Source organism: Streptomyces sp. NPDC096339 (genome assembly GCF_044762985.1).
In the GTDB taxonomy this organism is placed as follows: Bacteria; Actinomycetota; Actinomycetes; order Streptomycetales; family Streptomycetaceae; genus Streptomyces.
On record NZ_JBIWFI010000009.1, the window covers coordinates 148,748 to 161,095 of the forward strand.

Consider the following 12,348-nt stretch of genomic DNA (forward strand, 5'->3'; position numbering starts at 1 on the left):
CTGCCGTCTGCCGAGGCACCGCCGTGTCCTCGACGGCCCGCGCTGCGCGGCGAGGCCCCGCGCCCGGCGCGGGAGTGCGCTGGAGCGGGGCCTCGGAGCGTACGAAAGGCTTTGGGACAGCCGTCAGTACTGCTCGATCCTGTTGGCGTTGATGTCGTCCAGCACTCCGATGATCCTGCTGTAGCGCTGCGCGGTGCCGGAGTTCACCGGGAGGAGCAGCGTGTCCTGTGCGTAGATCACGGCATCGCGGACGTTGTACAGGCCCAGTGACTGGGTGTTCCGCGAGAGGATGGCCGTTCCGGCGTTGATGCGCCGGGCGGCGAGGTTGAAGTAGACGGCGATCAGCTGCTTGCCCAGCACGCTCTTGGGTGCGGTGCTGTCGCCGAAGGCCGCGGTGACCTCGGCTGCGGACAAGGCCCCGCTCCGGTCGGTGTCGTACCGCTGGTCAGTGGCCTGTGCGCGGGCCAGCAACTCGGCGGTCCACAGCTCCGGGTGGTTCCTCCAGAAGCCCTGGGAGAGCGGGTCGCGGCTGGGCGGCGTCACGGTGATGGTGGTGGTGGCGGAGTCCGTGACGGGTGCGAAGGTGCACGCCCCGCCGGCGTTCTTGTAGCCGACGGAAACGGTGTCGGTGTACGTGGTACCGGCCAGGGCCAGGAGCGTCGGCCTCGCGGTGAAGACGATCTGCCGGTCGCCGGAGTGGGCCGGGAGGCTGCCGACGTTCCAAACCAGGGTCCGGGTGCCGTCGCTGTTGAGGGTCACGGAACTCGGCCTGGGCCCGGTGCCGAGATCGAGGGCCTGGCTGTAGTAGACACCCGCCGGCAGGGTGTCGGTGAGGGTGACGCCGGATGCGGCGCCGCTCCCCGTGTTCGCGTAGGTGAGGGTGTACGTGATGGCCTGGCCGGCGTTGACGGTGGCCGTGGCGGCCTTGTCCACGGTCAGGACCGGGGCGTGCACGGTGGTGGTCGCCCGTGCCGTGTTGTCGTCCGTGTACGGGTCGGGCACACCGTCGGTGTCGGTGCCGGTGACCGTGGCGCGGTTGGTGAGGACCGTGCCGTCGGCCGTGTTGCACGGTACGAGATAGGTGAAGGCCGGCGTGACCGTGGCGGTGGCGCCGTTGGCCAGGTCGGCGAGCGAGCGCTGCTGGGTGCTGCCGTCGGGCAGGGTGTCGTCCACGTGGATGCGGGTGGCGGTACCGGGGCCGAGGTCGGTCACGGTGGTCGTGTAGTGCACCGTGTCGCCGCCGGTGGCATCGGCTTCGTCGGCGGACTTGGCGATCTTCAGGTCGGCCTTCTGGGACATCGCGAGGACGGTTTCCTCGGTCAGCTCCGGCGGCAGGTTCGGACGCGCCCCGTCGGCGAAGAAGGCCGCGTTGAGGCGGGGGTTGTACTGGATGTGAGCCCAGTCGTCGAAACCGTCGTGGGTCTGGCCGGCGCTGGTCGCGCTGCATCCGTACTTGTCCATGGGACCGATGGACTGGATGTAGTTGATGTCGGCAGCGGCGTTGGTCTCCGTGCCGGTGTTGGCCTCGTTCCAGTCGACGGAACCGTTCGTGGCCAGGGCGACGCGGAGCTTTCCGCCGACCCCGTAGACGGTGTTGCGGGCGGGTGCGGGCGTCCCGTACACACCGTTGTTCTCGTTGAGGCTCGCCTCGTTCAGGACCGTACCGGGGGTCGTGCCGAGGGCCGTGCCCCTGGCCGTGCTGGAGTAGTCCAGGGCGCGTGCGGAGTCGTTGTCCTCGAACTGCAGGGTGTAGTTCATGACGCTGAGGTAATTGGGCTTGCAGTTGGTGTAGTCGTCACCGCCGTGTCCGAGGCTCAATGTGTGTCCGAGCTCGTGCATGAAGGTGGCGCCTTCGGCCTTCCTGCGTCCGCCGACGTTGTCGAGTGCCGTGGCGCCCCAGGAACCGACCGTCACGATGAAGTCGTTGCCGCCCTGGGGACCGACCTCGTTCCATTCCGAACTGCCCGAGGATCCGGGAGACTCGGTGTAGCTGTTGCCGAAGATCATGTAGCGGAAGACCGAGCGCTTGGCGCCCAGGATGTTCGCGCAGTTCGGGCTGGACCGGTCGGCCGCCGTGCCGAAGAACCCGTTGCAGGGGCCGGCCGGATTGCCGCTCTTGAGGTCGTTGAAGTCGTCCTGCATGCCGGGGCCCGGGGTCTGGAACCGGAGAGGGACCACGGTCGGGACGGCTTCGCCCTCCATCGCATGGAGGTTGACGCCCCGGAACTTGGTCTTCGTCACGTCCGACGGGTCGGGGTACGGGTCGACCGGCGCGGCTGCGAATGCCTTGACCACGTCGTCGAGGGCACCGGCCTGCGGCTTGTCCGCCGCCATGTAGTCCGCTTCGACGAAGAGGTCCTTGCGGTAGGGGACGGCCCCGTAGGGCTGGTCCCCCAGGGGCAGGTCCACGTTCCCGTCGTTGTCGAAGTCGTAGCCCCTGCCCGGAACCTCCCAGGTGTTCATGAGGCTGTCGCCGTCGCTGTCCACGCTGTTCGCCAGGTTCACGCACGATGGTGTGGTGATCGTGAAGTAGCCCCGGGCCGTATCCTTCCCCGTGCCCTCGCTCTCACCGGCCAGGGTGGGGACCCCGGCTCCCTGTTGACTGGTCAGACCGCCGCCGGTGAACGTGCAGTTCATCAGGTCGAATTCGAGGTCGAGGGAGTTGCTCGAACCGACCCACCGGATGGGGTCGTCGGCGCTCAGGTCGTCCTGGTCCCACAGCTCCATGTGGATGTCGACGGGGTTGTGACTGGTGTCCACGGTCGCCGCCCGGACCCAGTTGGTCCTGAAGTCGGCCCCGTGGGCGCAGCAGTAGTCGTCCTTCCCGTCGAACAGACCCTGATGGTCGATCTCGAATTTCGGGTAGTAGTCGTTCCCACACGCCTCGCCGTCTCCCTCGTCACAGGAGATTTCGACGACCCGGTAGAGGCTCACGGTGATTTGCTCGGTCGCGGCGTGGGCGGAAGTGGCGCCTACGGCGGCCGAGCCCACGAGCATCAGCAGAAGTGCGGCGAAGAGACGCGCGCACCGACCGACCCTTGACATTGGATGGTCCTCCTCAAGGCCTCACGGCCGGATCAATAGAGGAGCGGATGTTTGCTCGATGTTTGCACTAACCAGCGGATCCGGATCAGGCAACACGCTTGCCTGCCGCCACCGCTTTGCAAGTGCGCTCGACCGGGCGGCCACAGCCCGAGGATCATCGGATGGTCGACCGATGCGAAGGCGCGATCATCGCGACCGGCGACGACCGGCCACGCACCGGCCGCGCACCGGCCGCGCACCGGCCGCGCACCGGCGAGCGGGCGCGGCCGGTCCGCGTGCACTACGCGTGCCAGAGCGAGCTGCGCCGGTGGCGCGCGGGAGGTACGTCCACGCCGTCCGCGGCCTCGACGGCGAGTCCCTCTCCGGGGGAGTTCACCAGCCGTAGGAGCAGCCCGACTTGGGCACGCAGCCGCTGCCGCGCCCGGCGTTCCTCGGTGGTGGAGGACACCGCCACGGACCGGTCTTGCTGGTACCGGGGGAAGGAATGGATGGCCACCGTGCGTCGGACCGGGCGGGGTTGTGCCTTTCCGGATTCCCGTGCCGCATCGGCAAGGGTGCGCGCACTGAACCGGAGGTCGTGGAGAACGACGGAATACCAGACGGACTTTGGTGGTTCGGCGGGCGGCTCCTGGTGTTGCGCATGGCGGAAGTGGTGGGCGGTACGTGTCACGGGGCTCCGTTCGGAGCACCGCCGGGAATCTCCCGGCGGGCTACCGGAAGCCCGTCGGCCCCGTGGAGCGTTCGTATTCCATGCGCGTCACCCTAACTCCTCGTTCCCGGCCCCGAACCGGCGTGGCCTGCGGCCGATTCGCGGAGCCCGGTCAGGCCGCGCGTGCGGGCGCGAACCTCGTCGGCGGGGGCCAGAGCAGTGGCTCGGCGAGATCGAGGGCATCGACACGACCTTGACGTTCGTCCGCACCACGCAGGCCGACACTGCCCGACTCTTCGCCGAGGAACGCGAATCGCTCGCCGTCCACGGGCTGCCGCGCAAGGAACCACCCGCATACCCGATCAAGCGCGGGATCGGCAACGGCCGGCCCCCCGGCCCGCCTCCATGCCGGGCTCCGCCGGGACATCGGCAAACACTGCACCCCCCGCCACCCCGGAACGGATACGGCATCTCCTGGCCCGGACACCGACGGAGCATCAGCAGCGGTGCGGGCCGGGTCAGACGGTGGGCGAGCCCGTGTAGTCGTGGCGCCCGTAGCCGCGGCCGTCGCCGTGCCAGTCCAGGAACAGCACCGAATCGGCCAGGGCACCACTCCCGGCCCGGTGACTGATCGTCGGCGTGCGGTAGCGCCCGTCATAGTTCCCGCCAGACGTGCTGTCCTCCAGCCGACGCTCGATCTCGGTGAAATCCCTCTCGATCACCACGGGATCGGTGCCGTCACGGGACAACTTGATCTGTAGCCGCAGCTTGGCCCCGTCGAAGATCGTTGGATCGTCCACCTCGCGAAACCTCGTCCCATCCCAGTTCGCTTCGGCGTAGGCATAGACCGTGTTCCCGGACCTCGCCGCGCACGTCCTGATCGTGATCTTCCAGTTGTCCGGCCATGGCCCGTCATAGCCGGCGTCGTCGATGTCCTGACTACTGGACGAGCACTGGTAGACCGGCGCGGCCGTGGCGGCGGGCGCGGCCGGTGCCGCCACCGCCGCCACCGTCAGCGCGGCCACCGCCGCGCGCTTGAAGGTGTTCATGCCCGGTCAATGGCGAAAGCGGTGAGGACGACACGGCCGCGCCTTGAAACCGCCACCGACGAGGGACACGAACAGCCCGGATCCCCGAGCGTGCCCAAGTCCCCAACTGTCCGGGCGGTGTCAAGGTGGTCGAAGTTTGGGCCGCAGCGTTCCACCTGCAGTTCGGCCGATGTCGTATGGGCCCGTTCATGCATGATGACGGGATGGACCATGGCTACCAGCGCTTCCACGTCATCGTGCTGTCGAACTTCGCGAGGGGTTTCGACAAGTACGCGTTCGCTTACGGCAAGGCGGAGATTCCGGAGAGCACCTATCCCGACCGGTTCCACCTGCTGACCCGTGCGGAGTTGGGAATCGGCATCGGCAAGGCGCGAGGCCTGCTGGAACGCCTGGCCATTCCGGGCGACCGGCTGCTGGTGCTGGAAACCGAGGTGGACGTCGACAAGCTGGTGCCCAACGTGTCGACCGGCCTCGGCATGGAACTGCACGAGGCGCGCATCCGGTTGTCAGCCGTCCACGAACTCGACCAGGTGGGCGACGAGTTCACTCTGCGCTCGACGACCGTCGAGGATGCGATGGCGGCCTCCCTGCACCTGCACGGATCGGCCCGGCGTCGCTACGCCGACACTCGACCGCGCTCGGTCTCGCTTCTGCCGGTCGCCTCCGCCTGCCAAGCCCGGTGTTCGTTCTGCTTCTCCTCGGCTTCGATCTCCAGCGACCAGGCGCCGGCACGGGTTCCGTGGGACGCGGTCACCCACTGGCTGGAGCGCGCCCGTGCGGCAGGTGCCGAGCGTGCAGTGATCACGGGCGGCGGGGAGCCCACACTCATACCGTTCGAACAGCAACTACGGCTGGTGTCCGCCTGCTCGATGGCCTTCCCGAAGGTCGTCCTGATCACCAACGCGCACACCCTGGCGAAGGGCCGGCACGCCGACCGGGCCGGCCGACTGGCAGCCCTCGGCGCCGCAGGCTTGAGCGTGCTGGCGGTCTCCCGGCACCATCAGGACGACGCCGTCAGCGAACGGCTGATGATGCTGCGCACGCCGGTGACGTCCGTGATCGACACCTGGCGCCTGGAACGTCACCGCTGGCCGGGGCTGCGGATGCGGCTGATCTGCGTGCTCCAGCACGGCGGCGTGGCCGACGCGACCGGCGTCGCCGACTACCTTTCGTGGGCCGCGGCTCTCGGTGTCGAGGAAGTCTGCTTCAAAGAGCTCTACGTCTCCACCAGCACCGAGTCGCTCTACTTCGACCGCGCCGCCAACGTCTGGAGCCGAGAGCACCAGGTTTCGCTGTCCGTCGTCACCCGGTTCGCCGAGCAGCACGGCTTCGAACTGGCGAGCCGTCTGCCCTGGGGTGCGCCGGTCTACCACGGCAGCTGGGACGGACGGCCGATGCGGATCGCCGCTTACACCGAACCCAGCCTGCTTTGGGAACGCACCAGCGGGATCGCACGCAGCTGGAACGTCATGGCCGACGGACGCTGCTACGCGTCCCTGGAAGACCGGGCCAGCGAGATCATGCCGGAAGGTGCAGTGGCATGAGGTTCGACGAGTTCCAGGAATTCCGGCAGCGGCAACTCAGCGCTTCCTCCTCGCTTCTGGACGCCTCCGAGACGAACGTGTACCGGGCGCTTGCTCCGCTGCGGCCGGAACCGCCGACCGACATGAGTACGGTGCACCGGTGCGATCTCGCCCGTACCTGGCTGCGGCGCTTCGAGCTGCCGGAAGAGTGGTCCGGCCACGCCATGGTCTGTCGAGGGGTCCGGCACGGGCTCGGTGTGGTGTTCCGCCGGCTGCGCGCCGTGCGAGCGCGGTTGTGGCTGCCCGGTGACGTGTACCCGGTGTACTTCGAGCTGGCCCGCGCTGCGGGTCTGGCGCCCGCGTCCTACCCGACGCTACCGACGCCTGCCCTGCCCATGTCGCCGGCGGACCACCGGCCCGAATACCTGCTGCTCGCCAACCCCAGCAAGCCGCTCGGCCGATACCTGTCCGATGCCGAGTGCGCCGCGGTGATTTCGTGGTTGCGGGAATCACCGAGCCGCCGGCTGCTGATCGACGGCGTCTACGACCTGGGAGCCCCTTTCGCTGCCGGCACTCGGCGATTGCTGGACACCGGTCGTGCGGTCCTGCTGCATTCCGTCACCAAGGGATGGCTGTGGCCACGCACGTTCGGCGTGGTCCTGCTGGGTCCGGCGCAAGCCGAATTGGCCGAAGCGTTCCGGGCGGATCCGCCGACATCGGCACAGCTGAGGCTCGCCGACCATCTGCTGACCGAGCACAGCGACGTGCCCCGGCAGGTCGTCGACGAACTGGACGCACGGGCTGAGCGGCTGTTCGAACGGTTGCCGGAGGAAGTGCTCGCGGCGATTCCCACGGCGAGCCGGACTTGTCCCGGCAACTACTTCTTCCCGGTTGAACTCCCTGTGGAAACGCTCCAGCGCGAGTACGGCGTGCTCGCCATGCCGGCCGGCGTGTTCGGGGAGAGCGGTTGGTCAGGCTCCATCCTGACCACCCTTTCTGACGCTTTCGGAACGACGGCGGCGACAGGGTGATCCGAACATGAACGCCGGCCCGTCCGGAGAGGTTCCAGGCCGGTGTGCCTGCCGCACGGTGGTGCCGGTCACCCTGGCCACCGTGCCGGGCCGCTCACCCGTACAGGCGGCGGCCTGCTCGATGAAGGAGACGATCGCGGCCTGACGGGCAGAAAGCCCATCCGGACCTCAGCCGGCAGGCCCCCGGCGGACGGCCGGGACGGCGTACGGACTCGACGGCATGCATCTGGTGCTCCCCTGAGTCCTCGTAGGGCCCGGGCCACCGTTAGTGAGAGATGGTCCAGGTCTTGAGGAGTTCGCGGGCGGCTCCGCTGTTGCCGAGCTGGTAGACGGCGACTGCGGCGGGGTGGACGTCGAAGGCGTCGAACGGCTCGGCCTCGATGGTGTCGAGGTCGTCGAGGGTGGCGAAGCCGACGGTGACATGGGCCGTGTAGGTCCCGGGCCCGATCTGGGCGGGCACGTAGTGCTCGACCCAGTCGCGGGTGCTCTGGCTGATGTCCTCGCCCGGATCGGTGACGAACGCCGCGGCCGTGCCGCCGGACTCGGTGAAGGGGATGACGGCGGCCAGGAGGGCGGCTTGGAAGTCGAGCACCTGCTCGCTGGGCTGAAGGAGGATTCCCGCGAGGCCCTGACCGGGCACGCCCCAGTCGGCGTGCTTGATCGCGACCGCCCGGTAGGAGAGCGCTCCGGTGTCGGTTGCGGTCAGGGTGTCGCCGATGGCGGCGTAGACCTCGTCCAGCTCGGCGGTGCGCACGTAGCGCTGGAGTGTGGTGATGTGCGGCTGGTGGGAGGCGTCCAGCGCGAAGCCGCCCGGGACGCTCTCGCGCATCCGGGCGTTCCAGGCGCGGGCGTGGCGGAGGGTGTTCTCGTCCGGGTTGACGAGGATGTCGATGGCGGTCAGGGCGCTCACGGGGTCTCCTGGTCAGAACAGGGTGGTCCAGTCGTTCTTCATGCTCACGACGGTCCAGCCGAGTTCGGCGGCCTTCGCGAGAGAGGTCTCGGCGCCCGTCGTGTAGGCGAACTCGCGCTGTTCGTCGTCGTGGTTGACGAGCAGAGCGAAGCGGGCGCTGGCGAGCATCTCGATGTCCACGTCGGCGTTGCCGCCGGCCAGGACGGGCAGCCGTCCGGTGTGGGCGAAGATGTGCTCGGGTTTGCCCGCCCCCAGGTCCAGGTCGCCGAGCAGCTCGCGGGAGCGGACGAGCCTGCCGTCGGCGTAGGTGTACGCGGCTGCCGAGCCGATGACGTTCTCCTTGGGGATCCCCCAGGTCTCCTCCGCGAAGACCCGCATGAAGTCGCGGCCGCCGCCCGAGCACACGAACACCCGGAACTCGTGCGTGTGGAGGAGGTCGAACAGCTCCAGCATCGGCCGGTAGACCAGCTCGACGTAGGGACGGCCGAGCTTCGGCTGCCTCACCGTGCTCATCCACTCCCGCACCTGCGCGTCGAAGTCCTGCGGCGTCGTGCCGGCCCACGAGCGGGCGAACGCTTCCAGCAGCGTCGACACCACCTGCGGCTCCTGGGTCGCCAGGCCCTGGAAGAACCCCTGGTCACGCTCGATCAGCGCCTTGTACGGCTGCCGGCCGGCGAGCTGCGGGTCGGCCTTCACCTCCTCCTCCCACGTGCGGAACACGAAGTCGAATTGCGGAGGCAGCGGCTGCTCGACCCACAGGGTGCCGTCGTTGTCGAAGGTGGCGATCCGGTCGGCCACCTCGATGAACGCCGCCCCCGGCGTGGTGGCTGAGCGGACGAAGTCCAATACCGCTCGCTTGGTGGGGCCGTCCTTCCAGCTCGCCAGCACCTTCTCGGTCATGGGCCCTCCTCGGCTCGGCGATCACGCCACCGGCGGATACGGCAGCCCCAAGCGATATTGCACAGTTGTAACTCATTCTCAAAGGAATGCCACTGTATGGGCATGTTTGAGGCACCTAAGCGGAAAGGGGATACGGGGCCGGAGTTCCATGGGCGGCCATGCACGGCTTGAAGCATTGCCTCGTGTCCTCGTGTCCTCGTGTCCTCGTGTCCTCGTGTCCTCGTGTTCCCCGGCTTCCAGTGCCGGACTCCGCCATCAGGATCAGCAGCGAGGAGGCCCCGCGCGCCGAGGTCGAAGCGGGAGTGGAGTGCCGTGTTTGTGATCCCAGCAGGTGCCCGACCCCGTACGGCCGTGTGGGCATCCGGCAGTGCGCCTTGGGGCCGGTTCCGGCCGCAATGCGCCAGAGCATCGGCGAGCTGGTCCTGGTCATGGCGGAGCGGCCCTCGATCCATGCGTCCGCGGCCTTCTTGTGCAGCTGATCGAGCACGTCCTGGACACGGCGGTCACCAAGTTCTCGTACGTGCCTTGACGGCGGCAGAGTGGGCACATGACTGTTGCCACGTCCCATCACGTCCCCTACTTCGCGCAGTGGGAGTCCGCCGCCCTGGTGCCCGACTTCATCTCGGGTGCCTCTTCGGCGGCCGACGATCCGCTGTGGGAGTCCTCTGGTGCCGACTCGGCCGAGGAGTACGCCTTCTGGGCACCCCGCATGTGCGGCATGGCATGCCTGCGGATGGCGCTCGGCTACTTCGGGCATCGTGTGCCCGCGTCGGTTCCGCTGGTCCGTGAGGCGCTGGCCGCTGGGGCGTACGTACGCGACGGCGATCAGGTCCAAGGGCTGATCTACGCCCCGTTCGCCGCATGGGTGGCCTCTCGCTGGGACCTGTTCGCCGAGGCCAAGCCCCAGCTGTCCGTGGAGCAGGTGGACACCGAACTCTCCCGCGGGCGTCTGGTGCTGCTGTCGGTGCACAAGACCATCCGCACGCTCGACCCGGAGCCGGCGGAGCGCGGCGGGCACCTGGTGCTCGCCGTGGGCTCCGGCCCCGACCACATCACGATCCACAACCCGTCCGGGTTCCCCGGGCACTCCCAGGAGTTCCATCAGGTCCCGCGGTCCGACCTGCCCCGGTTCTTCGCCGGCCGGGGCGTCGTCCTGGGCCGCGCACAGTAGGAGCCTCGTGATCCCGCCTTCGCGACGCCGCGCCCGTCTCCGGCCGCCGCCTCACCGGAGCCGATGACGCCGAGCGGCTGACCAGCGGCCCACTCGTCTTCGACTCCCTCGACATCGCCCCTGGCAGCCTGGTCCGCTGCCTCAACGGCAAGACGCTCGACGGGCGCGACTTCGTTGCCCAGGCCGTAGAAGCCGGGGCCGGTCGCCGTGCTCGCGGATCGCCCGGTAGACGCCCCCGCCATCGTGGTCCCGGAGAAAGCCCTCCTGATCCGCAAACCAGCAGGTCAGGATGGCTTCAGACCCGCTCTCAATGCCTTCGCAGTCAAGCATCAGCCGGCCGATGGTGACAGAGCGTATCGAGGCAGGGCGCAGGCCGGCCTTCCCCTCCGTGCCCCGGGGCGGCACGCTGGGATAGAGGCCTCTCGCGATTCCGGGAGTGGACTCAGGACAACGGTCTCGTGGCACCGGCCGGCTCCTGCGGGGCGTCGGCAGGAGGGAAATGAAGCACGATGACTGAACAAGCCGCGACCACAGACATCCGCTGGCACCTCGCCGGTGACTGGTTCGACACCTGCAAGTGCACCATCCCGTGCCCCTGCACGTTCGCCCAGCCTCCCACCTCCGGCGACTGCGAGGGCATCATGGCCTGGCGGATACGCGAAGGCAACTACGGCGACGTGCGCCTCGACGGACTGAGCGTCGTCATGCTCGGCTCCTTCACGGGCAACCCGTGGACCGGCGAGCACACGGACCCATACGCCGGCATCTTCCTCGACGAACGGGCCGACGAGCGGCAGCGGGCCGCGCTGGGAGCGATCTTCGGCGGGCAGGCGGGCGGCTGGCCCGCAGAGTTCGGCGAGATGTTCCATCCCGAGATCCGCGGGATGGAATTCGCCCCCATCGAGGTGAACGTCGACGACGACCTCGCCACCTGGACCGCCGAGATCCCGGGCCGGGTGCGGGCGAGCGCAGAAGCGCTCACCGGGCCGACCACGCCGGAAGGCATGCGGGTCCAAGTCCACAACTCCCCCGGCTCCGAGGTGGGCCCCGGCCAGACAGCCACCTGGGGACGGTCCACGGCCGACCGCGCGGATGCCTTCGGCTTCAGCTGGGATCGTGCCGGGCGGTCGAGCAAGCATTTCCCGTTCGACTGGAGCGGCCCTTCCTGACATCCACCCGATGTCCATTGAGTCGCGCCCGGCTCGCCGGTCACGACGATCGCCTGGCGCCTGTGCCACGTCCTCCACGGCGTGCTGGGGGCGCGCAGCCCCTCGCACTTCGGCGGACCGCCCGTGGACTGCATGACGTACGCGTATCCGGGCACTGCGGCAGAGGCGTTGGAGCAGCTCGACGCCGCCTACGCCCGGGTGTCTGCACATCAACCGCGAGATGATCCACCACGGAGCGGAGGTCTCCCGCCTACGGAACCTGTACGCCCACCGGGCCCGAGGCCGTCAGTCCGCGGCCCCGGCGGACCAGGTCACGACCGGTGGACGGACAGCGGCGCACAGGGGCCGGCCATGGGCATCGGTCAGGCCGAGACGGGCGACCAGCAGCCCGCTGTCCACCGCCTGGTCGGCCACCGAAGGGTCGACGGCGTCGAGCATGAGCTTCGCACGGCGGAACATGGTGTGGACGCCGGCGCTGTCGACTCCGCTCCACGAGAGGTAGACGAACCGCTGTCCGGGACGGCCCTGGATCCACGGACCCGTCACGTCGACGCCCTCGGCGCCCCGGCGCGCGGTGCACTCCAGGGTCCAGACCGCCGATCCGGCATCGCCGGGACGGGCTTCCAGCGGCTGCCCGCCCCGCGCGCACGGCTGGACGGCGACGTGAATGTCGCCGTACCCGGGAAAGCCCGGGCCTGCCGCGCAGGTACGGCCCGGCAAGTCGAATCCCTCGATCCGGATCTGCATGGAACCACTCTGCCATCCGGCTCGGATCAGAGCGGTGTGATCGGGAACCCGTGGCGTTGCCTGTCCGGGGACGGAGGCACGGTCTTGCTCGCTGCGGTGACAACCGCCGCCTCGGGGACCGCTGGTGACGTGGACTTCCCGTCGGCGTGGTGGC

11 protein-coding genes are annotated in these 12,348 nt (G+C 69.0%); 5 read left to right on the plus strand and 6 right to left on the minus strand.

The annotated features are described in order from the left end of the window. Nucleotides 1–123 precede the first annotated feature (123 nt). From ACIQ5Y_RS15345 to ACIQ5Y_RS15355, 3 genes are all read right to left on the minus strand, one after another. Entirely contained in the window at nucleotides 124–3,045 is a 2,922-nt protein-coding gene (locus tag ACIQ5Y_RS15345) for a hypothetical protein (RefSeq protein ID WP_403879884.1), read from the minus strand. Nucleotides 3,046–3,325: 280 nt separating this feature from the next. After that, a complete protein-coding gene (locus ACIQ5Y_RS15350; protein ID WP_403879886.1) occupies nucleotides 3,326–3,499 on the minus strand; it encodes a hypothetical protein in 174 nt (57 codons plus the stop codon). Nucleotides 3,500–4,212: 713 nt separating this feature from the next. After that, the gene (locus ACIQ5Y_RS15355) at nucleotides 4,213–4,743 is read right to left on the minus strand and encodes a hypothetical protein (protein WP_403879888.1); all 531 of its coding nucleotides are present in this window, start codon (nucleotides 4,741–4,743) and stop codon (nucleotides 4,213–4,215) included. 203 nt (nucleotides 4,744–4,946) lie between these two features. Between ACIQ5Y_RS15355 and ACIQ5Y_RS15360 the strand changes: the two genes are divergently transcribed. Genes ACIQ5Y_RS15360 through ACIQ5Y_RS15370 form a run of 3 tightly spaced genes read left to right on the plus strand, consistent with a single transcriptional unit; the run spans nucleotide 4,947 to nucleotide 7,442 of the window. After that, nucleotides 4,947–6,287: a radical SAM protein gene (locus ACIQ5Y_RS15360; RefSeq protein WP_403879890.1), complete on the plus strand. Its 1,341-nt coding sequence runs from the start codon at nucleotides 4,947–4,949 to the stop codon at nucleotides 6,285–6,287. Beyond that, nucleotides 6,284–7,297: an aminotransferase class I/II-fold pyridoxal phosphate-dependent enzyme gene (locus ACIQ5Y_RS15365; RefSeq protein ID WP_403879892.1), complete on the plus strand. Its 1,014-nt coding sequence runs from the start codon at nucleotides 6,284–6,286 to the stop codon at nucleotides 7,295–7,297. Before ACIQ5Y_RS15360 ends, ACIQ5Y_RS15365 begins: the two co-directional genes overlap by 4 nt. 7 nt (nucleotides 7,298–7,304) lie before the next feature. Further along, nucleotides 7,305–7,442 carry a hypothetical protein gene (locus ACIQ5Y_RS15370; RefSeq protein ID WP_403879894.1) on the plus strand — a complete coding sequence of 46 codons (138 nt, stop codon included), beginning with the start codon at nucleotides 7,305–7,307 and terminating at the stop codon, nucleotides 7,440–7,442. A gap of 120 nt (nucleotides 7,443–7,562) precedes the next feature. On the opposite strand, the gene ACIQ5Y_RS15375 is transcribed toward ACIQ5Y_RS15370, so the two are convergent. Continuing rightward, nucleotides 7,563–8,207, minus strand: coding sequence for a hypothetical protein (locus ACIQ5Y_RS15375; protein ID WP_403879896.1), 645 nt, complete (start codon nucleotides 8,205–8,207; stop codon nucleotides 7,563–7,565). Nucleotides 8,208–8,219: 12 nt separating this feature from the next. Further along, a complete protein-coding gene (locus ACIQ5Y_RS15380) occupies nucleotides 8,220–9,107 on the minus strand; it encodes an HAD family hydrolase (RefSeq protein ID WP_403879898.1) in 888 nt (295 codons plus the stop codon). A gap of 547 nt (nucleotides 9,108–9,654) precedes the next feature. Between ACIQ5Y_RS15380 and ACIQ5Y_RS15385 the strand changes: the two genes are divergently transcribed. Next, nucleotides 9,655–10,278, plus strand: coding sequence for a C39 family peptidase (locus ACIQ5Y_RS15385; protein WP_403879900.1), 624 nt, complete (start codon nucleotides 9,655–9,657; stop codon nucleotides 10,276–10,278). Between the two features lie 509 nt (nucleotides 10,279–10,787). Further along, complete coding sequence (locus tag ACIQ5Y_RS15390) at nucleotides 10,788–11,447, plus strand: DUF1326 domain-containing protein (RefSeq protein WP_403879902.1); 660 nt, start codon at nucleotides 10,788–10,790, stop codon at nucleotides 11,445–11,447. Between the two features lie 285 nt (nucleotides 11,448–11,732). Here ACIQ5Y_RS15390 and ACIQ5Y_RS15395 read toward each other — a convergent pair whose 3' ends face one another. Then, nucleotides 11,733–12,194, minus strand: a complete 462-nt coding sequence (locus ACIQ5Y_RS15395; protein WP_403879904.1) for a DUF5990 family protein — start codon at nucleotides 12,192–12,194, stop codon at nucleotides 11,733–11,735. Between the last annotated feature and the right edge of the window lie 154 nt (nucleotides 12,195–12,348).